A 22217-nucleotide genomic window follows, 5' to 3' on the forward strand; every position below is an offset into this window, starting at 1 on the left:
CATGCAGGCACTCGAAAAGGACAGCGTCGTCGCCGTCGTCGGCAGCGGCGCCATGGGCTCCGGCATCGCCCAGGTGGCGGCCAGCGCCGGCCACCAGGTCCTGCTGTTCGATACCCGGCTTGACGCGGCCGACAAGGCGATCGCCGGCATCCGGGCCACCTACACAAAACTGGTCGAGAAGGGCCGCATGCGCCAGGAAGAGGCCGCCGCCGCGGGCGCGCGCCTGCGGCGCATCGGCAGCCTGCAGGAAGCGGGCCAGGCCAGGCTGGTGGTCGAAGCCATCGTCGAGAACCTGGACGTCAAGCGCGCCCTGTTCGGCGAGCTGGAAAGCATCGTGGCGGAAGACTGCATCCTGGCCACGAATACCTCCTCGATCTCGGTGACCGCCATCGCCGCGCAGCTGCGCCGGCCGGAACGCCTGGTCGGCATGCACTTCTTCAATCCGGTGCCCTTGATGGCGCTGGTGGAAGTTGTCGAAGGCATCGCCACCGACAAGGCAGTGGCCGACACCGTCTACGCCACCGCCGAAGCCTGGGGCAAGAACCCGGTGCATGCGAAATCGACGCCGGGCTTCATCGTCAACCGCGTGGCGCGTCCGTACTACGCGGAAAGCCTGCGCCTGCTGCTGGAGCAGGCCGGCGAGCCGGCCACCATCGACGCCGTGCTGCGCGACTGCGGCGGCTTCCGCATGGGGCCCTTCGAGCTGATGGACCTGATCGGCCACGACGTCAACTTCTCGGTCACGAATTCGGTCTACGACGCCTATTTCGGCGACCCCCGTTTTACCCCATCGATCCTGCAGCAGGAGCTGGTCAACGCCGGCTTCCTGGGCCGCAAGACCGGCCGCGGCTTCTACCGCTACGGCGAGGGCGCGGAGAAGCCCGTGGTGCAGCTGGAGGCCCCGCAAGCGCAGCCGGAGGCGGTGTCGATCACCGGCAACGAGTCCGATGCGATCGCCGCACTGGCCGTGCGCCTCGGCGCTGCCGGCTACGCGCTGCACCGCGAAGAGACCCTCGACAGCACGCCGGGCTTCGTGTGCCAGGGCGCCGCGGTGTATCTCACCGACGGCCGCAGCGCGACCGTGCGCGCCGCCGAAAGCTGGCACGACGACACCGTCGTCTACGACCTGCTGCTGGACCCTGCCGGCGCCACCCGCATCGCGCTGGCGAAAGCCGACCAGTGCAGCATGGAAGCCTACAACGCGGTGGTCGGCATGTTCCAGGGGGCGGGTTTCGCGGTGACGCGCCTGGACGACGTGCCGGGCATGGCCGTGATGCGCACCGTCGCCATGCTGGCCAACGAAGCGGCCGACGCCGTCAACCAGGGCGTGTGCAGCGCGAGCGCGGTGGACATCGCGATGCAGAAGGGCGTCAACTATCCGCGCGGACCGCTGGCCTGGGCCGACAGCGTCGGACTCGAACACATCGTGGCGGTGCTGGACAACCTGGCGACCATCTACGGCGAAGACCGTTACCGCGTCTCGCCCCTGCTGCGCCGCAAGATCGCCGCCAATCCGCACGGAGCCCGTTTTCATGCATAGCGATCCCCAGGCGCTGGCGGAACTGGCCGGCAAGACCATGTACGAACGCGACCCCGCCAGCCAGGCGCTGGGCATGACGCTCGATGCCATCCGCCCCGGCTATGCGCGCATGTCGATGCGCGTGCGCGCCGACATGCTCAACGGGCACGCCACCTGCCATGGGGGCTACATCTTCATGCTGGCCGACAGCGCCTTCGCCTTCGCCTGCAACTCGCACAACTTCAACACGGTGGGCGCCGGCTGCACGATCGACTACCTGGCGCCGGGCTTTGAGGGCGACCTGCTGGTGGCCGAGGCGGTGGAGCAGGCCCTGCAGGGCAAGACCGGCGTCTACGACATCAAGGTCTGCAACCAGGAGGGGCGCACGGTGGCGCTGTTTCGCGGGAAGTCGCACCGCGTCAGCGGCATGGTAGCCGACGTCGGGGAATAGACGCCTTTTGCAACACGCTTTTTGCAACACGATAGGAGGCCGAGATGGTCCAACGTAATCCTTCTCCGGGCGAGCTGGAGCCGATCGAATGCGCCAGCCGCGACGAACTGCAGGCCCTGCAGCTGGAGCGCCTGAAATGGTCGCTGCACCAAGCCTACGAGAACGTGCCGCACTACCGCGCAGCCTTCGACGCGGCCGGCGTGCACCCGAGCGACCTGAAAACGCTGGCCGACCTGGCGAAGTTCCCCTTCACCGACAAGAAGACCCTGCGCGACAACTATCCGTTCGGCCTGTTCGCGGTACCGCGCGAGCAGGTGGTGCGCGTGCACGCGTCCTCCGGCACCACCGGCAAGGCCACCGTGGTCGGCTACACGCAGCGCGACATCGACACCTGGGCCGGCGTGGTGGCGCGCTCGATCCGCGCCGCCGGCGGCCGTGCGGGCGATATGGTGCACATCTCCTATGGCTACGGCCTGTTCACGGGCGGCCTGGGCGCGCACTACGGCGCCGAAAAGCTGGGCTGCACGGTGATCCCGATGTCCGGCGGCCAGACCGAGAAGCAGGTACAGCTGATCCAGGATTTCAAGCCCTCGATCATCATGGTCACGCCTTCCTACATGCTCAACATCGTCGAGGAGTTCGCGCGCCAGGGGATCGATCCGGCCACGTCTTCGCTGAAGGTCGGCATCTTCGGCGCCGAACCCTGGACCGACGCCATGCGCCAGGAGATCGAAACCCGCGCCGGCATCGACGCGGTCGACATCTATGGCCTGTCGGAAGTGATGGGCCCGGGCGTGGCCAGCGAGTGCATCGAGAGCAAGGACGGTCCGGTGATCTGGGAAGACCATTTCTATCCCGAGATCATCAACCCGGAAACCGGCGAAGTCCTGTCCGACGGCGAGGAGGGCGAACTGGTGTTCACCTCGCTGTCGAAGGAAGCGCTGCCCATCATCCGCTACCGCACGCGCGACCTGACGCGGCTCCTGCCGCCCACTTCGCGCTCGATGCGCAGAATTAGCCGCATCACGGGCCGCTCGGACGACATGCTGATCATCCGCGGCGTGAACGTGTTCCCGAGCCAGATCGAAGAGATCATGCTGAAGATGCCTGCGCTGGCGCCGCAATACCAGCTGGTGGTGGAGCGCAACGGCCACCTGGACACGCTGGAAGTGCTGGGCGAACTGCGCGACGATGCGATGTCGCCGGCAGACGCGGACGCCCTGTGCCGCGAGCTGCAGCACCGCATCAAGACCAATGTCGGCGTGACCACGCGCGTGACCCTCAAGCTGCCCGGCGGGATCGAGCGCACGCTGACCGGCAAGGCCCGGCGCGTGGTCGACAACCGCCCAAAACACTGAACCTTCGGAGACACCATGACTGACGCATTCATCTGCGACGCCATCCGCACCCCCTTCGGCCGCTACGGCGGCTCGCTGTCGAGCGTGCGCGCCGACGACCTGGGCGCACTGCCGATCGCGGCCCTCATCGCCCGTAACAAGGACATGGACTGGGCCGCCATCGACGACCTGTTCTACGGCTGCGCCAACCAGGCCGGCGAAGACAACCGCAACGTCGGCCGCATGGCGGCGCTGCTGGCAGGCTTGCCGCAAGAAGTGCCGGCCAACACCATCAACCGCCTGTGCGGTTCGGGCATGGACGCCGTCGGCAGCGCCGCGCGCGCGATCAAGGCCGGCGAGGCGAACCTGATCATCGCCGGCGGCGTCGAGAGCATGACCCGCGCGCCCTTCGTGATGGCCAAGGCCGACAGCGCCTTCTCGCGCGCCGCGAAGATCGAGGACACCACCCTCGGCTGGCGTTTCGTCAACCCGCTGATGAAGGCGAAATATGGCATCGATTCGATGCCGGAAACGGCCGAGAACGTGGCGCTGGAATTCAACATCAACCGCGAGGACCAGGATGCCTTCGCCCTGCGCAGCCAGCAGCGCTGGGCGCGCGCCAATGCGGAAGGTGTGTTCAGGGACGAGATCGTGCCCGTGACCATCCATGGGAAGAAGGGCGAATCGCGCGTGTTCGACACCGACGAGCAGCCGCGCGAGACCAGCATGGAGGCGCTGGCAAAGCTCAAGGGCGTCGTGAGGCCCGACGGGACCGTCAGTGCCGGCAATGCCTCGAGCCTGAACGATGGCGCCTGCGCGCTGCTGCTCGCCTCCGGCGAAGCCGCCGCACGCCACGGCTTGACGCCGCGCGCACGCGTGGTCGGCATGGCCACCGCCGGCCTGGCACCGCGCATCATGGGCTTCGGCCCGGCGCCGGCCGTGAAGAAGCTGCTGGCCCAGACCGGCCTGCGGCTCGACCAGATGGACGTGATCGAGCTGAACGAAGCCTTCGCCGCCCAGGGCCTGGCCGTGATGCGCGAGCTTGGCCTGGCGGACGATGCGCTTCATGTGAATCCGAACGGCGGCGCGATCGCCCTCGGCCACCCGCTGGGCGCCTCCGGCGCGCGCCTGGTATTGAGCGCCGTGAACCAGCTGCACCGCACCGGCGGGCGCTACGCCCTGTGCACCATGTGCATCGGGGTCGGCCAGGGCATCGCCCTGATCGTCGAGCGGGTGTAAGGCATGGTCAAGGTCTACGAGATCGACGGCGTGCGGCCGGTGGTGCATCCCACGGCCTACGTGCACCCGAGCGCGGTGCTGATCGGCGACGTGATCGTCGGGCCGCACTGCTACGTCGGCCCGCTGGCCTCGCTGCGCGGCGACTTCGGCCGCCTGATCCTGGAAGAGGGCGCCAACCTGCAGGACACCTGCGTGATGCACGGCTTCCCGGGCGAGGACACGGTGGTCGAAGTGGACGGCCACATCGGCCACGGCGCCGTGCTGCACGGCTGCCGCATCCAGAGGAACGCCATGGTGGGCATGAACGCCGTGGTGATGGACAAGGCGGTGGTCGGCGAGGAATCGATCGTGGCCGCGATGAGCTTCGTGAAGGCCGGGATGGTCATCCCGCCGCGCAGCATGGTGATGGGCACGCCGGCCAAGGTCATGCGCGCGCTCACCGATGAGGACGTCAAGTGGAAGAGCTTCGGCACCCGCCAGTACCACGAACTGAACATCCGCTCGCTGCAGACCATGCGCGAAGTGGATGCCTGGCCTGAACCCGAGCCTGGCCGCCAGGGCATCGCATTCGACCCCGAAGGCAGGCACAAGCCCAAGGCTTGACAAGACAACTGAAGGAGACTGAGAACATGGGCAATATCGCCACCCTGCAAAGCCTGATCGCCGGCCGCTGGCACGGTTCGGAAGCGCATACCCCGCTGCACAGCGCGCTGGACAACCAGCTGATCTACCATACCCACGCGGAAAAGATCGACTTCGACGAAGCCGTCACCTACGGCCGCAAGACCGGCGTGCCGGCCCTGATGGCGCTCGACTTCCAGCAGCGCGCCCAGCGCCTGAAGGCCCTGGCCCTGTACATGATGGAGCGCAAGGAAGAGCTGTACGAGATCTCGCACCTGACCGGCGCCACCCGCCCGGACAGCTGGGTCGACGTCGAAGGCGGTATCGGCACCCTGTTCGCCTATGCCAGCATGGGCTCGCGCGAACTGCCTTCGTCGAACGTGCTGCACGAAGGCCCGGCGCTGGCCCTGGGCAAGCGCGGCGGCTTCGCCGGCACCCACATCCTGGTACCGAAGGGCGGCATCGCGGTGCACATCAATGCCTTCAACTTCCCGATCTGGGGCATGCTGGAAAAATTCGCGCCGAGCTTCCTGGCCGCGATGCCGTGCATCGTCAAGCCGGCCACCGCCACCAGCTACCTGACCCAAGTTACCGTGAAAATGATGATGGAGTCAGGCCTGCTGCCGGAAGGCGCGCTGCAGCTGGTGATCGGCTCGACCGGCGACCTGCTGGACCGCCTGGGCGGCTTCGACGCCGTCACCTTCACCGGCTCGGCCGATACCGCGGCCAAGCTGAAAGCCAACCCGAACCTGATCCGCGAAGCGGTGCCGTTCACCGCCGAAGCCGACTCGCTGAACTGCGCCATCCTGGCGCCGGACGTTAGCCCGGACGATCCGGAATTCGACCTGTTCGTGAAGGAAGTGGCGCGCGAGATGACCGGCAAGGCCGGCCAGAAGTGCACCGCGATCCGGCGCGTGATCGTGCCCGAGCAGCATGCCGACGCCGTCGGCCAGCGCCTGCGCGAGCGCCTGGCCCGGATCACCGTCGGCAACCCGAAGGTCGAGGGCGTGCGCATGGGGGCGCTGGCCTCGATGGACCAGCACCGCGACGTGTCCGAGCGCGTCGAGATGCTGGCGCGCGGCAACGAAGTCTTGTTTAGCGCGCGCGACGGTTTCAATCCGGTGGGAGACGGGTGCGCGAACGGCGCCTTCTTCGCGCCGACCCTGCTGCTGTGCCGGAATGCGATGGTCAACGACGCCGTGCACGACATCGAGGCCTTCGGCCCGGTGTCCACCGTCATGACCTACAAGGACATCGACGAAGCCCTGGCGCTCGCCGCACGCGGCAAGGGCAGCCTGGTGACGACCCTGGTGACCAGGGATCCGGCGATCGCCGCCCATGCGGTGCCGGTGGCCGCCGCCTCGCACGGCCGCGTGCACATCCTCGAGCGCGAAGCGGCGGTGGACTCCACCGGCCACGGCTCGCCGCTGCCGCAGCTCAAGCACGGCGGCCCGGGCCGCGCCGGTGGCGGCGAAGAGCTGGGAGGCATCCGCGCCGTCAAGCACTTCCTGCAGCGCGCGGCGGTGCAGGGCTCGCCGACCATGCTGACCGCCGTCACCGGCGAATACGTGCGCGGCGGCGCGGTCAAGGAAACCGACATCCACCCGTTCCGCCGCTGGTTCGAAGACCTGGAAGTGGGCCACTCGCTGCTGACCCACCGCCGCACCGTGAGCGAAGCCGACATCGTCAACTTCGGCGGCGTCTCGGGCGACTACTTCTACATGCACTTCGACGAGATCGCGGCCAAGGACACCCAGTTCGGCAAGCGCATCGCGCACGGCTACTTCGTGCTGTCGGCGGCGGCGGGCCTGTTCGTGTCGCCGGCGCCAGGGCCGGTGCTGGCCAACTACGGCCTGGACAACCTGCGTTTCGTGGCGCCCGTGGCGATCGGCGACACCATCCGCGCAAGGCTCACCTGCAAGCGCAAGGTCGACCGCAACCGCACGGACGAGCAGGGACGCGGCCAGGGCGTGGTGGCCTGGGATGTCCAGGTGACGAATCAACACGACGAACTGGTGGCGAGTTACGATATCCTGACGCTGGTACAAAAGCGCGGCTAGGATCGGCCTGGCTGCGAGCCGGGGCGGTCCCACCGTCCCGGCACCCACCATGGAGACCTTGAGCATGTCGAGACTGGACCTGAGCAGTATTCCTGTACTGAAAGGCACCGGCTATCCGGAGCCGTTCGCCGAACTGGTGGACGGGCGCAGCAAGCAGGCGCTGGGCGAGGCCGGCGGCCTGACCCAGTTCGGCGTCAACCTGGTCGAGCTCCAGCCGGGCGCCGCATCCTCGCAGCGCCACTGGCATTCGCATGAAGACGAATTCGTCATGGTGGTCTCGGGCGAACTGGTGCTCGTCACCGACGAAGGCGAGACACTGATGCGCGCGGGCGACTGCGCGGCCTTCCCGGCCGGAAAGCCGAACGGGCACCACCTCATCAACCGCAGCTGGGGGCAGGGCGTGTTCCTGTGCGTGGGTTCGCGCATCGCGCAGGACGCGGCGACCTATCCCGACATCGACCTGCATTACGACGGCAAGACCAGGACCTACCTGCACAAGGATGGCACGCCGTATCCGCCGCGCGGATAGCGCAGCGCATCAGTTCAGCTTGCGGGCGTAGCGCGAGCGGATATGCCGGCTGACGAAGGTCGACAGGCCGCGGCCCTCGCGCGCCAGCTCCTGCATCCTCGCGATGTTCTCCGCCCCGGCACTGCGTGCCGTGTACAGGTAGCAGTCGCCCCCGGTGAACCGGATGGTAATCGAGTCCGCGTCGATGTCGTAGGCGACGACGCCGGATTCGCCGCTCGTATTGCGATAGCGGTGCATGGGCACCTCCATGGTATAGGCCGATATCGCGTATGTGGGTATCGTCCGCGGCGGCACAAGATGCGGCCGCGCGATGCTGCCCGAATGGGCGGTCAGGCCGCCAGCGGAACCGGCTGTAGGCGACCGGCCACGGCGCCCGACAGGAAGCCCAGCAGCGCGTGGCGGCGCCGCGCTTCCGCCCGTTTCTTCGACTCCACGGCCGTGAAATCCGGTTCGGCCAGGGGGGCGCAGGGAAGACTGTAGTCGCCGTCGGCAAGGCGGCGTGCGCCCATCTCGTTCCACAACTGGTCGTAGTCGGCATGGACGCTGCCGTTGCGGATGGCGCTGCGTACGACCCGGTTGGCATTGCCGACCAGCCGCATCTCGCCACAATCGAGCGCGTAGCCCAGCACGCTGACTATGCTGACCAGCAATTGCTTTGGGCGCAAGCCGTGCAGCTGCCGGGTGGCGCGCCGGATCGCATCGCGCGCGTCGTCACCGGCGGCCCCTGGATACAGCCGACGTTCACCGCCAGCCGGCCCTCGCGCCGGGCGAAGGTGAAGGCGACCGCGTAGAGCGGCGTGCCGGCCGCGCGCAGCTGCAGGACCAGCTCGCCCTCCCGCTCCAGCAGGCCGATCGCGCGCAGGGCAATGTCGTACGCACCGCCATCGCGTCCCGCAAAGGACACCAGCGGCACCGGGCCGCTCGCTGCCTGCGTCACCAGCTCGCCCATGCCACGCTCGAACACCGTCTGGTAATGCACGGTGAGCGCGTCCAGCCTGGCCTCGATCGGCAGATGCAGCGTCATGTAAGGACGGTAGATCTTGTAGAGCAGGCGCGGGCAGTGCCGGACGTAATCGGCAAAGGCCGGATGCGAATTGAGCAGCCTGAGCCAGCGGCGGGTTGCATGCGGATACGCCAGTGAGCGCACTTTCAGCTTGAGCAGCTCGCGCACGTAGGGAATGCGCCCTTGCCTGCGCGATATTCCCATCCTGAGTGTGACGCGTGGGGCAGGCGCGTTTGCCTGCACGGGAGGGGAACGATCGGGAGTGAAGGGCAACATGCTGGCTGGCTGGCTGGCTGGCTACGCGCCGACGGGCAGATTTACCCGTCAGGCATTACGTAAATCTATGTAAATCAATGTAACGCAGTGTATCAATGCCTTTCGGAGAAGGTAAGCAACAAAGATTAATTTCGGGAATCTAGTTGTAGATTGGCTACAAGAGTTTCAATCCATGAAACTATCCTGGTCGGGGCGGCCGATCCGTCTTTGCACCCGCAGGCCACCGTTCTCCGTGCCAACGACCATCAGGTCGGTGTAATCCGGAATCGGCGCGGCATGTGTCTCTACCGGATGGATATGGGTGGCCGTCACGATCAGGCTGTCCATCCCTGCCGCGTGCGCGGCCGCCAGGCCAATCGGCGTGTCCTCGAACACCAGGCAATCCTGGGGCGCCACGCCCAGTTTTTTCGCGCCCAGCAGGAAGGGGTCGGGGGCGGGCTTGCCGTGTTTTACGTCCTCGGCCGAGACCAGCAGCGGTGGCAGCGGCAGCCCGGCCGCGCGGATGCGCGCCGTGGCCAGGGGGCGCGAAGCCGAGGTCACGATGGCCCAGCGCCCGGTCGGCAGGCTGGCCAGGAAGCGGCCCACGCCGGCGATCTTTTCGATATCGGCCACGTCCTCGATCTCGGCCAGTGCAATGCCCAGCGCCTCCGCTACAGGATCGACCCCGGGCAGGCCGAGCTTGCGGATGGTGTCCTCGGTGCGCTTGCCATGGATGGTCGGAACGAAGGTGTCCGGATCGAGTCCATGCCGGAGCGCCCAGGCGCTCCAGACGCGCTCGGCGGACTTGATCGACGTGAGGATGGTGCCGTCCATGTCGAACAGGAAGGCGGCGTATTCGCGCGTGGGCAGGACGGAGGGGTTGGTGGGCGTCACGGGTGCAATCTCCCTGGATGGATGATCGTGCAGCTTAGCGCAAACGGCGCCTTGCCTTCGCTCCCCTGCCTTCGCTCCCATGCCTGCCGCCAGGCGCTTGACCTTTCGCGACCGCGCTGCCAGACTACCCGTCCATTCAAGCGATCCGAGGAGCCGCCGTATGCATCAGCCTGATACCGCCTTCCGGTCGGCCGCCTGATCGCTTCCCGACGATGTCCGGGGCGCATCAAGACTCCTAGGCGCCGACCTTCCATTCCTTGTTCCTGCCGCGTCATCGACGCGGCTGCCTGCGCACGCCTGTGCGCCCTTGAATTGGAAAACACATCGTCATGATCGACCTCGACTTCCCGACCCTGCATGGGATCGGTTTCAAGCAACATTTCGTCTCGCAACTCGCGGCGGCAATGCCGCGCCACCGCCTCGCACGCGTGACCTCGGTCCAGCGCGACGGGTTCACGCTCGATGACGGGCGCGCGTCGTTCCCGGCGCGCTGCGCGCGCTTCGTGTCCACTGGCCAGGCCGTGGTGGGCGACTGGGTGCTCGCCACCCCTGGTCAGGGTGACTGGTGGATCGATTGCACCCTCGATGCCTTCACCCGGCTGTCACGCCGGACCCCGTCGGGCAGCCAGGTCCTGGCCAGCAATGTCGATACCGCATTGCTGCTGATGGGCCTGGACAATGATTTCAATCCACGTCGCATGGAGCGCTGCATCGCCCTGGTGCGGGCTTGTGGCGTGGAAGCGGTCATGGTCCTGACCAAGCCCGACATCGGGAGCGAGGTGGAGGGCAGGAGCGCGCAGCTGCGCCAGCGCATTCCCGGGGATGTGCCGCTGCTGTCGCTGATTCCGGCGCAGCAGCTTGACACCGGCGTGCTGGCGCCCTGGCTGGGGGCAGGGCAGACCCTGGTGCTGCTCGGGTCTTCGGGCGTGGGCAAGTCCACGCTCACCAACGCCTTGACCGGCAGCCTGCAGGCCACCGGCGGCACCCGCCATGGCGACGACCGCGGGCGCCATACGACCACGGCGCGTTCGCTGCACCGCTGTCCGGGCGGCGCCTGCATCATCGATACCCCGGGCCTGCGCGCCTGGCAGCCGGATGCGGACGAGGATGCGCTGGCGCGGTCGTTCGACGATATCGCGGCGCTGGCGGACCAGTGCCAGTTCCGCGACTGCCGCCACGAGAGCGAGCCGGGATGCGCGGTGCGGGATGTGGTGGATGCGGATCGCCTGCAGAACTATCGCAAGCTGTTGCGCGAGCTAAGGCGGGCGGAGCAGACGGCGCTGGAGCGGATCGCCGAGCGCGGGAAGTGGAAGGTGTTGATGAAGGAAGCGAAGCAGCGCGGTCGCGACAAGCGCGGCGGGTAATGGTTTTCGTAGGGTAGGCAGATTTCCTGCCCACGCGTTCAACCAACGACAAAATGGACGATGTGCGTCATTTCATCGTGTAGCTGAACGCGTGGGCGTTCGTGTTTCAGGCCACTGGCCTGCAACACCCCGCCCACCCTACGGGTTATTCCGCCAATTGCTGGCGCACGCGGGCGATCGCCTGGCGTACCTGGTTCGGCGCGGTGCCGCCCACGTGGTCGCGCGCCGCCACCGAGCCTTCCAGGGTCAGCACCGCGAATACGTCCTGCTCGATCAGCGGCGAGAATGCGCGCAGCTGCTCGAGCGACATCTCGGCCAGGTCGCATTGGGCGTCGTCGCAGGCGCGCACCGCGTGCGCCACGGCTTCGTGCGCGTCGCGGAAGGGCAGGCCCTTCTTGACCAGGTAGTCGGCCAGGTCGGTGGCGGTGGCATAGCCCTGCAGGGCGGCGGCGCGCATGTTGCCTGCCTTCACCGTGATGCCGCCTGCCATGTCGGCGAAGATGCGCAGCGTGTCGGTCAGGGTGTCGATGGTGTCGAACAGCGGCTCCTTGTCTTCCTGGTTGTCCTTGTTGTAGGCCAGCGGCTGGCCTTTCATCAGCATCAGGAGACCGTTCAGGTGGCCAACCACGCGGCCGGTCTTGCCACGCGCCAGTTCCGGCACGTCCGGGTTCTTCTTTTGCGGCATGATCGAGGAACCGGTGCAGAAGCGGTCGGCGATGTCGATGAAACCGATGCGCGGGCTCATCCACATAACCAGCTCTTCCGAGAAACGCGACACGTGCACCATGACGAGCGCGGCGGCGGCGGTGAACTCGATCGCGAAGTCGCGGTCGGACACGGCGTCCAGCGAGTTGTGGCAGACATCCTCGAAGCCCAGGGTCCTGGCCACGCGCAGGCGGTCGATCGGGAAGGTGGTGCCGGCCAGGGCGGCGGCGCCCAGCGGCAGGCGGTTCACGCGGCGGCGCGCATCGCGCATGCGCTCGGCGTCGCGGCCGAACATCTCGACATAGGCCAGCATGTGGTGTCCAAACGTGATGGGTTGCGCCACTTGCAAATGGGTAAAGCCCGGCATGATGGTGTCGGCATGGCGCTCGGCCAGGTCGAGCAGGGCGCCGCGCAGCGCGGCCAGCAGGCCGAGGATGTCGTCGATCGCCGCGCGCACGTACAGGCGGATGTCGGTGGCGACCTGGTCGTTGCGCGAGCGGCCCGTATGCAGGCGCTTGCCGGCATCTCCCACCAGTTCGGTCAGGCGCTTCTCGATGTTCAGGTGCACGTCTTCCAGGTCGAGCAGCCACTCGAAGCTGCCGGCCTCGATCTCGCCCTTGATCTGGGCCATGCCGCGTTCGATCTCGGCGCGGTCCTGTTCGCTGATGATGCCTTGCGCGGCCAGCATCTCTGCATGGGCCAGCGAGCCCTGGATGTCGTACGGTGCCAGGCGCTTGTCGAAGAACACCGAGGCGGTGTAGCGCTTGACGAGGTCGGAGACGGGTTCGGTGAAGCGCGCGGACCAGGCCTCGGCTTTCTTGGAAAATTGATCGGTCATGGTGGGATCCAGGTTGGGTATCGCAGAATTATAGGCGCTGTCACCGTTTTCTGTTGATGGCTTCGATCGCGATACGCAGCAATTGTTCTGCAGTCGTGATGCGTTCTCCGTCGAGCGCCCAGCGCCAGCCCAGATAGTTGGGCAGGTAGCGTGAGGCCACGCCGCGGAAGTGGCTGAGCCACTGCCTCAAGCGCGCGTGATAGGCGTTGACGTTCTGGACGTGGATGGCGCCGGCAGCTCGGCGACGGACCCGTATGCCGGCCTGCAGGTTGACCGCCTCATGCGCAATGCGATGCTTGCGGGCGAACGCGCGGTAGGCAGCGTGGGAATCGCTCACCAGCAGCACCTGGTGGTCGAGCTTGGGCAGCAGATGGCGCTCCAGCTGCCCGGCTTTCAAGGGACCTCGGCCTACGACCGCATCGATCGTTTGTCCGCTACGGTCGCGCGCCACCAGGATGCAGTCGAGCTCGCTTGAAATTCCGCGCTTGTGTGCCCGACCACCGCGCTTGCGCGCCGGCCTGTCCAGCTTGCGCGACCCCTTTTGCGATTCGAGGATGAACATCTCGTCCGCTTCGGCGATGCCGCTCAAGGTCTTGGGACGATCGTGCCTGGCCTGGTCGAGAAAGCGGTGGCGCCACCGGAAGGCCGTGTTGCGGTGTACGCCGACCTCCCTGGCCGCCTTGCGCACCGATTTCGAATCGAGCATCGTGTTCAGGTAGTCGAGCCACTTCTCCCGTAGCCGCAGGTGCGCCGTCGGTGTGCCGCTCAGGTCGTTATAGGTGCGGCCGCACTCACGGCAGCGGTAGCGCTGCAGGCCGTTGGCCTGGCCATGCCGATAGTAGCGCTCGCAAGCGCAAGCAGGACAGCGGCGCTTGCCTTCCTTGACCTGGGCAATGAGGGCGATGATGCGGTCGAGTCCGGCAGCCGGATGCAGGGCCGAGAGCGTCTGCAGGCGCTGCGGCACGTTCAGTGCGGGCAGCTGGGCGAACCACTTCTTGAAGCGGGGAGCGCGCATGATCGGTTCCTGTCGAGGGAGACAGGGGTTCGACCGCCGAACTGCTCGGCAGTTCAGACCTCATCCATAGGTCCGGTTGACTGCGCCGAATTATAACTGTCCCCCCGCCGCCTGGCCGGCGCCCCCACCCATGGCGGGTGACAAGCATGCGCAAATGCGTGATCATGGAGCCACTACTTCACCAATGACAATCGCAGGGAGACCCCATGACCCGATTCGCTCCACTCGGCCTCGCCGTGACGCTGGCCCTGGCCGCGCCAGCGGCGCTGGCACAGCAGGCGGCGCCCGCCACCCCCACCGGCATCGCCGCGCCGCCCACGCCGGCGGCACCCGGCATGCCGGCCGCCCGCCCGGCCGACGTCGCCTCGATCGACGCCATCGTGGCCGCGCTCTACGACGTCATCTCGGGCCCGGCCGGCGCCGCGCGCGACTGGAACCGCATGCGTTCGCTGTTCGCGCCGGAAGGGCGGATGGGCGCGGTCGGCGCGCGTCCGGACGGCAGCTATGTGTTCCGCGCCATGACCCCTGACGACTATATCGCGCGCAATACCAAGGCCTTCGCCACCATGGGCTTCTTCGAAAGCGAAAAGGCGCGCACCGTCGAGACCTATGGCCAGATCGCCCATGTGTTCAGTACCTACGAGGCGCGCCACGCGAAGGACGACGCCCAGCCTTTCGTACGCGGCATCAACAGCATCCAGCTCATCCATGATGGCAAGCGCTGGTACGTGCTGAGCCTGGTCTGGCGCGCGGAAGACGCCAAGCTGCCGCTGCCCGAGCGCTACCTGCGCAATGGCTGAGCCCACCGCAATCGCGTGTTGTGCATGTGGCAAACGGCGCTAGAATTGGTTTTTATGCCAGACTCACCGCCATGATTACCAACGATTCGAGCTTTCAGGTCAGCACCGACCAGACGCAGCTGGACATCCCGATGATCTACCGCTTCCTCAGCGAGCAGTCGACCTGGGCGGTGGGCATCTCGCGCCCGATCGTCGAGCGCGCCATCGAGAATTCGCTGTGTTTCGGCGGCTACCTCGACGGGCGCCAGATCGCCTTCGCGCGCGTGATCACCGACTTCGCCACCTTCGCCAACCTGGTGGACGTGTTCGTGGTGCCGGAATACCGCGGCCGTGGCTATGGCAAGCAGCTGGTCGGCGTGGTCCTGCGCCATCCCAGCCTGCAAAAGCTGCGCCGCTTCATGCTGGCCACGACCGATGCGCATGGCCTGTACGAGCGCTTCGGATTCACCGCGCCGCAACGCCCGGAGACGCTGATGGAACGTTACTTTCCGAACATATATTTGTCCTGAGCAGACGCAAGACGGCGACAGGCTTCTCGAATCAGGCTTAGGATTGTCCCGAGCCTCGAAGGAAGCCGTATGTGTCAATCTGTCGCTTTCCAGCTTGTCGTTCGTCTCCTGCTCCGCTGCCTGCTGGCCTGTGCCTGCTGGACCGGCCTGCCCGCCGTTGCCGCAGCACCCGACTCCTCCATTTCCGCATCCCAGCCCAAGGGCTCGCTTGTCATCATCGGCGGCGCGCTGCGCGGCGACAATGCCGCCGTGTGGGAGCGCATGGTCCAGCTGGCGGGCGGCAAGGGCGCCCGCATCGCCGTGTTCGCTTCCGCCTCGGCCAGCCCGGACAAGACCGGCCAGGCCCTGGTCGAGCGCTTCAGGCACTACGGCGCCCAGGCCTTCTTCGTGCCGGTCGCGCCGCGCCTGGCCGGCACCGACTACCAGGCGGCGGCCGAGGACCCGGCCCTGGCGGCCGCGGTGCGCGCGGCCGGCGGCGCCTTCTTCTCCGGCGGCGACCAGGCCCGCATCACGCGCGCGCTGCGCCGCCCCGACGGCAGCAATACCCGTATCCTGGACGCCTTGTGGGAGCTGTACCGCGGCGGCGGCATGATCGGCGGCACCAGCGCCGGCGCCGCCATCATGAGCAGCACCATGTTCGGCCACCCGAAGCCGGTGCTGGCCACGCTCAAGCTCGGCCTCGGCGAAGGCGGCGAGATCGCGCCCGGCCTTGGCTTCATTGGCGACGAGGTGTTCATCGACCAGCACCTCTTGGTGCGCGGCCGCTTCGCGCGCATGCTGCCGGCCATGCTCAAGAAGGGCTACCAGCTGGGCCTGGGAATCGACGAGAACACCGCCATGGTGGTGGCGCCCAACCGCGAAGTCGAGGTGATCGGCTACCGCGGTGCCCTGCTGGTCGACCTGTCGAAGGCGGTGGCCCAGGACGGCCCGCTCGAGCTCAGCAATGTGCGCCTGAGCTACCTCGACAATGGCGACCGCTTCCACCTGCGCACGCACGCCTTCACGCCCGCGCCCGACAAGCGCGACAACCGGATCGACCCGGCCCGGCCGTACTACCGCGAACCCCTGTTCTCGGCCGATATCCTCGGCCACAGTACCGTGGTCGAACTGATGTCCAGGCTGATCGACAGCGACCAGCCCGAAGCCATCGGCCTGTCGCTGGACAGCCCGCATGCGGTCCAGCCCGAGCTTGGTTTCGAGTTCCGGCTATCCCGTAGCCCCGACAGCGTCGGCTACCAGTCCGCGCTCACCGAGCAGTACTCGGTGTACAAGCTGCGGCTCGATATCCGGCCCATCGTCGTGCAGCACCCCTTGTACCAGTACTGGCGGCTCGACGCCGTGGCAGGCGGCGGCCGGGTAGGCGCGGCCAGGTGAGCCTTCATTCGCAGCGCCCGCCCAGCGCGCTGGCAAGCAGGCGCGCTTGCGCGTCGATCAGGGGAATGTTCGGGTCGTGCCCGGCGCGTTCCACCACCACCAGCTGCTTGCGCGGGGCCGAAATCCCTTCGAAGTAGCGCTGCGCGATCTCCTTGGGCGCCAGCAGGTCCTGGTCTCCATGCACCATGTAGACCGGCATCCCGAAGCTGGCCGCCTGCGCCGCCATGTCCACGGTCGAGGCGATGCCGTCGCCTTTCATGCCGATGAACTGGATGTACGAGTAGTCCTCGGCCGCCTCGTAGTCGGCACGCGCCTTGGGCGTATTGCGCGCCGCCTTCCATTCCATCCAGGCGGCCGGGGCCGGATCGGATACCAGCGCCTCGTACTTGCGGATCGCGCGGCGCAGGATGCCGAAGTTGCGCGGGTTGGTCCAGCGCGGCGCCCCGAGCGCGGCGATTCTCTCGACGGTGGCCTGGTCGCCTGCCGCGCGGGCGCGGGCCAGGATGATCTCGCGCGAGGCGCGCATGGTGTCGGCCCCGTTGACGACCTGCGCCACCGGCATCCAGGCGCAATACAGTTCCGGGCCGTGCGCGGCCATGTGTCCGCCCAGGATCGACCCCCAGGAGCTGCCAAGCAGCACCAGCTTGCGCTTGCCCAGGCGTGCCAGCAGGTGGCGCGACAGTTCGATGCCGTCGTCGCGCATCTGGGCCAGCGTGAGCGGCGTGTCTTCGGCGGGCGCGTTGCGCGACCACGTCAGGCCGCTGGCGCGCTGGTCCCAGTGGACGACGACGTAGTCCCTGGTCCAGGACGCGTAGGGATCGTTCTCGTAGATCGAGATCGGATTGCCCGGACCGCCATGCACCAGCAGCAGCGCCGGCTTGGCGCAGTCGGCGCCGTCGATCGAGATCCACTGCGCGATCCCGCCGATCTTCACGTAGCCGCTGTCGCGGATCGGTTGCCCCGGCTTGCAGGCGGTGGCCCCGGCCGCTTGCGCAAGCGGCGACGCCAGGGCCAGCGCGGCCAGGATGCTGCGTACGAAGAAGTGCATGGCGTCTCCAAGTATCGATACCGCGACGATTCTAGGTTGCTCCTGCGCTGAATACAACTGGCATGCCTGACAATCCGGCAGCCGTTCTACAATGCCGTTTTCGCATCGAACGAGGACGACATGTTCTGCCTGCCATTCCGCTTCTTCGCCGCCGCCCTGGCATTGTTCACCGGCCTCGCCAGCGCGGCGCCGCAGCCGGCCACGGTCCGCCTCGACTACACCCACAGCGGCAATGCCCTGTCCGACCAGTACGCCCTCGAGCGTGTCCTGATCGAGCCGCTGCCCTGGCCGGGCAGCATGGCGCGCACGCTCGACGACACCAACCGCGGCCAGAACCGGGTCGAGGTGGTGGATGCGAAGACGGGCGATCTGCTGTATTCGCGCGGCTTCTCGACCATCTTCGGCGAGTGGCGCACGACCGAGGAGGCGGGCAAGCTAAGCCGCAGCTTCCAGGAATCGGTGCGCTTTCCCAAGCCGGACCGCCCGGTGCGCGTGCGCATCCTCCAGCGCGACGAGCGCAACGCCTTTTCGGTGGCCTGGAGCGTCGAGGTGGACACCGATGCGCAGGAGGTCGTGAAGCGGCAGCCGGCGCCGCCTGCGCAGCCGATTCCGGTGCACGTCAGCGGACCGTCCGCCGACAAGGTCGACCTGCTGATCATGGGCGACGGCTATACGGGCGCGGAACTGAAGAAGTTCGAGGCGGACGCGCGGCGCCTGAGCGCGTACCTGTTCTCGGTCTCGCCCTTCAAGGAACGCGCGAACGACTTCAACGTCTGGGCACTCGCCGTGCCCACCGCGCAATCGGGCATCAGCCGTCCGTCGACCGGGGTGCACCATGCTTCGGCGCTGGGCACCCGCTACGACATCTTCGGCAGCGAGCGCTACGTGCTCACGCTGGACAACCGCGCGCTGCGCGACATCGCCCAGCATGCGCCCTACGAGTTCATCGAGATCCTGGTGAACAACGAGACCTATGGCGGCGGCGGCATCTTCGGCCAGTTCAGCACCGCGGCGGCCGGCAATGCCTGGGCCAACTACCTGTTCGTGCACGAGTTTGGCCACCACTTCGCCGGGCTGGCCGACGAGTACTACACCTCGCCGGTGGCGTATGCGCCATCGGCCACGCGCACGGAACCGTGGGAGCCGAACGTCACCGCGCTGCGCGACCCGGCCACCCTCAAGTGGAAGCGCCACGTGCAGGCCGGCACGCCGCTGCCCACGCCCTGGCCGAAAGCCGCGTACGAGGAAGCGTCGCGTGCCTACCAGAAGAAGCGGGCGGCGCTGCGCGCGGCCAACCGGCCGGAAAGCGAGATGGACGCGCTGTTCCGCCAAGACCTGCGCGCCACCCGGGCGCTGTTCGCCGGCCGGCCCTACCGCCACGCGGTCGGGGCCTTCGAGGGCGCCAACTACGAAGCCAGCGGCTACTACCGTCCGGCGATGCAGTGCCTGATGTTCGACCGCAGCGAGGCCTTCTGCCCGGTGTGCCGCGACGGGGTCAACGACATTATCGACCTGTATGCGGGGCCGGCGCGGCAGTAAGATTTGCTTACAAAACGATAACTTTCTAAGTGGCCTGGCTAACAGACCCGGGAGTGGAGGAGTCCGTATTCTGGACCCATGGCAAACAACAACACAGCGCAGGCAGCGCAGACCGCCAGCGCGACCACTCACCGGAAAGGAAACACCATGAACAAACTGCTCGCCACCCTGATCGCCGGCCTGCTGGCCACCGCCGCCCACGCCCAGACCACCACCGCAGCCAACAGCGCTGCCGCTACCAAGGCGGTCGTGAAGGCCGAGACCGAGGCCACGAAGGACATCGCCAAGGCTGAACAGAAGGAAATGAAGGTCGCCGAAAAGGCCGACAAGAAAGTGAACAAGGCCGTGGCCGACGCCACCGAGAAGAAGGACAAGGCGTACAACAAGGCAGCCGAAGTCCACGCCGATGCGGTCGAGAAGGTCGCCAAGGCCGATCCGGAAGACCGCGCCAAGGCGGTGGCCAAGGCCGAGGAAAAGATCGCCGATGCGAAGCTGAAGGCCGACAAGAAGATGATCAAGGCCGACGAGAAGCTGCTCAAGACGCAAGTCGAGGCGGCGGCCGACAAGGCCACCGCGGCGGCCAAGACCGACCAGGTGCGCGCCGAAGCGACGGCCGAGGTGCACAAGGCGGCTGCGAAACACTGAGCCGGACCCCTGCAAACGACAACGCCGGCTTTCGAGCCGGCGTTGTGCTTTTATAGGGTGGGCGGATGTTCCGCCCGCCCGACGGGTCTAGCGATTACGCGCCGGTGTCGGTGGCCCGCATCGCCAGGTCCTGCGCCTTGAGCTTGGCCGACAGCGGCTTGCCCTTGCGCGCCCGCTTGCCGAAGTGCGGCTCCAGGCCGGACGCGAACAGTTCCACCGTGCGCGGCTTCGAGCCGGCCCAGGTGCCGATCACGTTCACGCCCTTCTGGTTGATCGGCTGCGCCGCCAGCAGGGTTTCCTTCGGCTCCAGTTCCATCAGCGTCACGCCGCGCCCGCCATTGGTCAGCACCTTCATCTCGTCGATGCCGAATACCAGCACGCGGCCCTTCTCGGACAGGCAGGCGATCGCGCCGGCGGTGTCGCTCACGATCCGCGGCGCCAGCGGCACGGCGCCGTCGTCCAGGGTGATGAAGGACTTGCCGCCCTTCAGCCGGCTGATCATGTCGCCGGCCTTGGCGATGAAGCCGAAGCCATTCGACGAGGCCAGCAGCAGGCGCGTGTCCGGGTTGCCCGCGAAGTAGTGCAGGATGCGCACGGGCTGTCCTGCCACGCCGCCGGACAGGTCGACCAGGGTGGTGATCGGCACGCCGTCGCCGCGCGCGCCCGGCAGCGCGGCCACCGGCACCGAGAAGCTCTTGCCGTTGCTGCCGATGCCGATCAGGGAGTCGACCGTGCGGCATTCGAAGGCCTGCAGCAGCGAGTCGCCGGCCTTGAAGGTGAACTGCGCCGGGTCGTGGCCGATGCCGGTGCGCGCGCGCACCCAGCCTTTCTCGGACACGATCACGGTCACCGGCTCGTCGATGACCTTCTGCTCGGCCACGGCGCGCTCGGCTTCCTCGATCAGGGTGCGGCGCTCGTCGCCGTACTGCTTGGCGTCCTGCTCGATCTCGCGGATGATCAGGCGCTTCATGGAAGACGGATTGTTCAGGATGTCTTCCAGCTTTTCCTTTTCGGTGCGCAGTTCAAGCAGCTCCTGCTGGATCTTGATCGCTTCCAGGCGCGCCAGCTGGCGCAGGCGGATCTCGAGGATGTCCTCGGCCTGGCGCTCCGACAGGCGGAAACGCTCGATCAGCGCCGCCTTCGGCTCGTCCGCATTGCGGATGATGGCGATGACTTCGTCGATGTTCAGCAGGACGGTCTCGCGGCCCTCCAGGATGTGGATGCGGTCGTTGACCTTGCCCAGCCTGAACTCGGTGCGGCGGCGCACGGTGACGAAGCGGAAGTCGACCCACTCCTGCAGGATCTCCATCAGGCCCTTCTGGCGCGGACGGCCGTCGCCGCCGATCATCACCAGGTTCATCGGACTGGAGGTCTCGAGCGAGGTGTGCGCGAGCAGCATCAGCATGAACTCGCCCTGGTCCTGGTTCTTCGACTTCGGCTCGAACACGATGCGCACCGCGGCCTCGCGGCCGGATTCGTCGCGCACGGTGTCGAGCGCGCCGAGGATGGTCTGCTTCAGCGCCAGCTGTTCCGGCAGCAGGGTCTTCTTGCCAGCCTTGATCTTCGGGTTGGTGAGTTCTTCGATTTCTTCCAGCACGCGCTGGGCCGAGGTACCCGGCGGCAGCTCGGTGACCACCGCCTGCCACTGGCCGCGCGCCAGCTCCTCGATCTTCCAGCGCGCGCGCACCTTCATCGAGCCGCGGCCGGTGGCGTACATGTCGGCGATGTTCGAGGCCGGGGTGATGATCTGGCCGCCACCCGGGAAGTCCGGACCGGTGATCAGGGTCATCAGTTCGGCGTGGGTGATCTTCGGGTTGCGGATCAGCGCCACCGCAGCCTGCGCCACTTCGCGCAGGTTGTGCGACGGGATCTCGGTGGCCATGCCGACCGCGATGCCCGAGGCGCCGTTGAGCAGCACCATCGGCAGGCGCGCCGGCAGCTGGCGTGGCTCGGTGGTGGAGCCGTCGTAGTTCGGCTGGAAGTCCACCGTGCCCATGTCGAGTTCGTCGAGCAGCAGGCGCGACACCGGCGTCAGGCGCGCTTCGGTGTAGCGCATCGCCGCGGCGCCGTCGCCGTCGCGCGAGCCGAAGTTGCCCTGGCCGTCGATCAGCGGGTAGCGCAGCGAAAAGTCCTGCGCCATGCGCACCAGCGCGTCGTACACCGACTGGTCGCCGTGGGGGTGCAGCTTGCCCAGCACGTCGCCGACCACGGTGGCGGACTTGCGCGGCTTGGCGGTGTGGCCCAGGCCCAGTTCGTGCATCGAGTACAGGATGCGGCGCTGGACCGGCTTCTGGCCGTCCGAGACGTCCGGCAGCGCGCGGCCCTTGACCACCGAGACGGCGTAGTCGAGATAGGCGCGCTCGGCGAAGGTGGACAGGGTGAGCGTCTCGACGTCGTCGGACGGCTCGTGTTGTTGTTCGAAAAGGCTTGCTTGGGTCGTCATGATCTATTCGTTCTGTTCGGTAGCCGCGC

19 protein-coding genes and 1 pseudogene are annotated in these 22217 nt (G+C 67.2%); 13 read left to right on the forward strand and 7 right to left on the reverse strand.

What is annotated here, in order from left to right; genetic code table 11:
- The first annotated feature begins 1 nt into the window (after position 1).
- The 7 genes from paaH (at position 2) to LE190_RS18715 (ending at position 7756) form a co-directional block, all read left to right on the forward strand.
- A complete protein-coding gene (gene paaH / locus LE190_RS18685; RefSeq protein WP_225240122.1) occupies positions 2 to 1540 on the forward strand; it encodes a 3-hydroxyacyl-CoA dehydrogenase PaaH in 1539 nt (512 codons plus the stop codon).
- Positions 1533 to 1970 carry a hydroxyphenylacetyl-CoA thioesterase PaaI gene (gene paaI, locus LE190_RS18690; protein ID WP_225240123.1) on the forward strand — a complete coding sequence of 146 codons (438 nt, stop codon included), beginning with the start codon at positions 1533 to 1535 and terminating at the stop codon, positions 1968 to 1970. Before paaH ends, paaI begins: the two co-directional genes overlap by 8 nt.
- Before the next feature lie 44 nt (positions 1971 to 2014).
- The gene (gene paaK, locus LE190_RS18695) at positions 2015 to 3328 is read left to right on the forward strand and encodes a phenylacetate--CoA ligase PaaK (RefSeq protein ID WP_225240124.1); all 1314 of its coding nucleotides are present in this window, start codon (positions 2015 to 2017) and stop codon (positions 3326 to 3328) included.
- Between the two features lie 15 nt (positions 3329 to 3343).
- A complete protein-coding gene (gene pcaF / locus LE190_RS18700) occupies positions 3344 to 4546 on the forward strand; it encodes a 3-oxoadipyl-CoA thiolase (RefSeq protein ID WP_225240125.1) in 1203 nt (400 codons plus the stop codon).
- Positions 4547 to 4549: 3 nt separating this feature from the next.
- Positions 4550 to 5149, forward strand: a complete 600-nt coding sequence (locus tag LE190_RS18705) for a phenylacetic acid degradation protein PaaY (RefSeq protein WP_225240126.1) — start codon at positions 4550 to 4552, stop codon at positions 5147 to 5149.
- A 26-nt stretch (positions 5150 to 5175) separates the two neighbouring features.
- Complete coding sequence (gene paaZ, locus LE190_RS18710) at positions 5176 to 7227, forward strand: phenylacetic acid degradation bifunctional protein PaaZ (RefSeq protein ID WP_225240127.1); 2052 nt, start codon at positions 5176 to 5178, stop codon at positions 7225 to 7227.
- 64 nt (positions 7228 to 7291) lie between these two features.
- Positions 7292 to 7756 (forward strand): cupin domain-containing protein, encoded by a 465-nt coding sequence (locus LE190_RS18715; RefSeq protein WP_225240128.1) that lies wholly within the window; start codon positions 7292 to 7294, stop codon positions 7754 to 7756.
- A gap of 9 nt (positions 7757 to 7765) precedes the next feature.
- On the opposite strand, the gene LE190_RS18720 is transcribed toward LE190_RS18715, so the two are convergent.
- From LE190_RS18720 to LE190_RS18730, 3 genes and pseudogenes are all read right to left on the reverse strand, one after another.
- Positions 7766 to 7993: a hypothetical protein gene (locus LE190_RS18720; RefSeq protein ID WP_225240129.1), complete on the reverse strand. Its 228-nt coding sequence runs from the start codon at positions 7991 to 7993 to the stop codon at positions 7766 to 7768.
- Positions 7994 to 8085: 92 nt separating this feature from the next.
- Positions 8086 to 9035 (reverse strand): annotated as a pseudogene (locus LE190_RS22045) (DUF535 family protein).
- 165 nt (positions 9036 to 9200) lie between these two features.
- On the reverse strand, positions 9201 to 9908 hold the full coding sequence (locus tag LE190_RS18730; protein ID WP_225240130.1) for an HAD-IA family hydrolase: 708 nt from the start codon (positions 9906 to 9908) through the stop codon (positions 9201 to 9203).
- A gap of 329 nt (positions 9909 to 10237) precedes the next feature.
- Between LE190_RS18730 and rsgA the strand changes: the two genes are divergently transcribed.
- Positions 10238 to 11272, forward strand: a complete 1035-nt coding sequence (gene rsgA / locus LE190_RS18735; RefSeq protein ID WP_225240131.1) for a ribosome small subunit-dependent GTPase A — start codon at positions 10238 to 10240, stop codon at positions 11270 to 11272.
- A gap of 145 nt (positions 11273 to 11417) precedes the next feature.
- Here rsgA and argH read toward each other — a convergent pair whose 3' ends face one another.
- Together argH and LE190_RS18745 are read right to left on the reverse strand one after the other, a co-directional pair.
- Complete coding sequence (gene argH / locus LE190_RS18740) at positions 11418 to 12815, reverse strand: argininosuccinate lyase (RefSeq protein ID WP_225240132.1); 1398 nt, start codon at positions 12813 to 12815, stop codon at positions 11418 to 11420.
- Between the two features lie 40 nt (positions 12816 to 12855).
- Positions 12856 to 13830 (reverse strand): IS1595 family transposase, encoded by a 975-nt coding sequence (locus LE190_RS18745; RefSeq protein ID WP_225240133.1) that lies wholly within the window; start codon positions 13828 to 13830, stop codon positions 12856 to 12858.
- A gap of 206 nt (positions 13831 to 14036) precedes the next feature.
- Here LE190_RS18745 and LE190_RS18750 point away from each other — a divergent pair, with 206 nt between their 5' ends.
- The 3 genes from LE190_RS18750 (at position 14037) to LE190_RS18760 (ending at position 16513) form a co-directional block, all read left to right on the forward strand.
- Positions 14037 to 14630 carry a hypothetical protein gene (locus LE190_RS18750; RefSeq protein WP_225240134.1) on the forward strand — a complete coding sequence of 198 codons (594 nt, stop codon included), beginning with the start codon at positions 14037 to 14039 and terminating at the stop codon, positions 14628 to 14630.
- 71 nt (positions 14631 to 14701) lie between these two features.
- A complete protein-coding gene (locus LE190_RS18755) occupies positions 14702 to 15139 on the forward strand; it encodes a GNAT family N-acetyltransferase (RefSeq protein WP_224946630.1) in 438 nt (145 codons plus the stop codon).
- A 69-nt stretch (positions 15140 to 15208) separates the two neighbouring features.
- Positions 15209 to 16513, forward strand: a complete 1305-nt coding sequence (locus LE190_RS18760; RefSeq protein WP_225240135.1) for a cyanophycinase — start codon at positions 15209 to 15211, stop codon at positions 16511 to 16513.
- A gap of 4 nt (positions 16514 to 16517) precedes the next feature.
- Here LE190_RS18760 and LE190_RS18765 read toward each other — a convergent pair whose 3' ends face one another.
- Entirely contained in the window at positions 16518 to 17561 is a 1044-nt protein-coding gene (locus tag LE190_RS18765) for an alpha/beta fold hydrolase (RefSeq protein WP_225240136.1), read from the reverse strand.
- Between the two features lie 120 nt (positions 17562 to 17681).
- On the opposite strand from LE190_RS18765, the gene LE190_RS18770 reads away from it, so the two are divergent.
- Complete coding sequence (locus LE190_RS18770) at positions 17682 to 19100, forward strand: IgA Peptidase M64 (RefSeq protein WP_225240137.1); 1419 nt, start codon at positions 17682 to 17684, stop codon at positions 19098 to 19100.
- A gap of 147 nt (positions 19101 to 19247) precedes the next feature.
- Positions 19248 to 19745 (forward strand): hypothetical protein, encoded by a 498-nt coding sequence (locus LE190_RS18775; protein WP_225240138.1) that lies wholly within the window; start codon positions 19248 to 19250, stop codon positions 19743 to 19745.
- 94 nt (positions 19746 to 19839) lie between these two features.
- Here the strand turns inward: LE190_RS18775 and parC are convergent, their stop codons facing one another.
- Positions 19840 to 22188, reverse strand: a complete 2349-nt coding sequence (gene parC / locus LE190_RS18780; RefSeq protein WP_225240139.1) for a DNA topoisomerase IV subunit A — start codon at positions 22186 to 22188, stop codon at positions 19840 to 19842.
- Between the last annotated feature and the right edge of the window lie 29 nt (positions 22189 to 22217).

Source organism: Massilia hydrophila (assembly GCF_020208145.1).
Lineage (GTDB): Bacteria > Pseudomonadota > Gammaproteobacteria > Burkholderiales > Burkholderiaceae_D > Telluria > Telluria hydrophila.

Excerpts from the sequence above, each read along its gene's own strand:
- LE190_RS18770 (WP_225240137.1), top strand. The coding sequence starts at position 17,682 with ATGTTCTGCCTGCCATTCCGCTTCTTCGCCGCCGCCCTGGCATTGTTC.
- paaZ (WP_225240127.1), top strand. The coding sequence starts at position 5,176 with ATGGGCAATATCGCCACCCTGCAAAGCCTGATCGCCGGCCGCTGGCAC.
- paaK (WP_225240124.1), top strand. The coding sequence starts at position 2,015 with ATGGTCCAACGTAATCCTTCTCCGGGCGAGCTGGAGCCGATCGAATGC.
- LE190_RS18760 (WP_225240135.1), top strand. The coding sequence starts at position 15,209 with ATGTGTCAATCTGTCGCTTTCCAGCTTGTCGTTCGTCTCCTGCTCCGC.
- parC (WP_225240139.1), bottom strand. The coding sequence starts at position 22,188 with ATGACGACCCAAGCAAGCCTTTTCGAACAACAACACGAGCCGTCCGAC.
- pcaF (WP_225240125.1), top strand. The coding sequence starts at position 3,344 with ATGACTGACGCATTCATCTGCGACGCCATCCGCACCCCCTTCGGCCGC.
- LE190_RS18755 (WP_224946630.1), top strand. The coding sequence starts at position 14,702 with ATGATTACCAACGATTCGAGCTTTCAGGTCAGCACCGACCAGACGCAG.
- LE190_RS18750 (WP_225240134.1), top strand. The coding sequence starts at position 14,037 with ATGACCCGATTCGCTCCACTCGGCCTCGCCGTGACGCTGGCCCTGGCC.
- LE190_RS18765 (WP_225240136.1), bottom strand. The coding sequence starts at position 17,561 with ATGCACTTCTTCGTACGCAGCATCCTGGCCGCGCTGGCCCTGGCGTCG.
- paaI (WP_225240123.1), top strand. The coding sequence starts at position 1,533 with ATGCATAGCGATCCCCAGGCGCTGGCGGAACTGGCCGGCAAGACCATG.
- paaH (WP_225240122.1), top strand. The coding sequence starts at position 2 with ATGCAGGCACTCGAAAAGGACAGCGTCGTCGCCGTCGTCGGCAGCGGC.
- rsgA (WP_225240131.1), top strand. The coding sequence starts at position 10,238 with ATGATCGACCTCGACTTCCCGACCCTGCATGGGATCGGTTTCAAGCAA.
- LE190_RS18705 (WP_225240126.1), top strand. The coding sequence starts at position 4,550 with ATGGTCAAGGTCTACGAGATCGACGGCGTGCGGCCGGTGGTGCATCCC.
- LE190_RS18745 (WP_225240133.1), bottom strand. The coding sequence starts at position 13,830 with ATGCGCGCTCCCCGCTTCAAGAAGTGGTTCGCCCAGCTGCCCGCACTG.
- LE190_RS18720 (WP_225240129.1), bottom strand. The coding sequence starts at position 7,993 with ATGCACCGCTATCGCAATACGAGCGGCGAATCCGGCGTCGTCGCCTAC.
- LE190_RS18715 (WP_225240128.1), top strand. The coding sequence starts at position 7,292 with ATGTCGAGACTGGACCTGAGCAGTATTCCTGTACTGAAAGGCACCGGC.
- argH (WP_225240132.1), bottom strand. The coding sequence starts at position 12,815 with ATGACCGATCAATTTTCCAAGAAAGCCGAGGCCTGGTCCGCGCGCTTC.
- LE190_RS18775 (WP_225240138.1), top strand. The coding sequence starts at position 19,248 with ATGAACAAACTGCTCGCCACCCTGATCGCCGGCCTGCTGGCCACCGCC.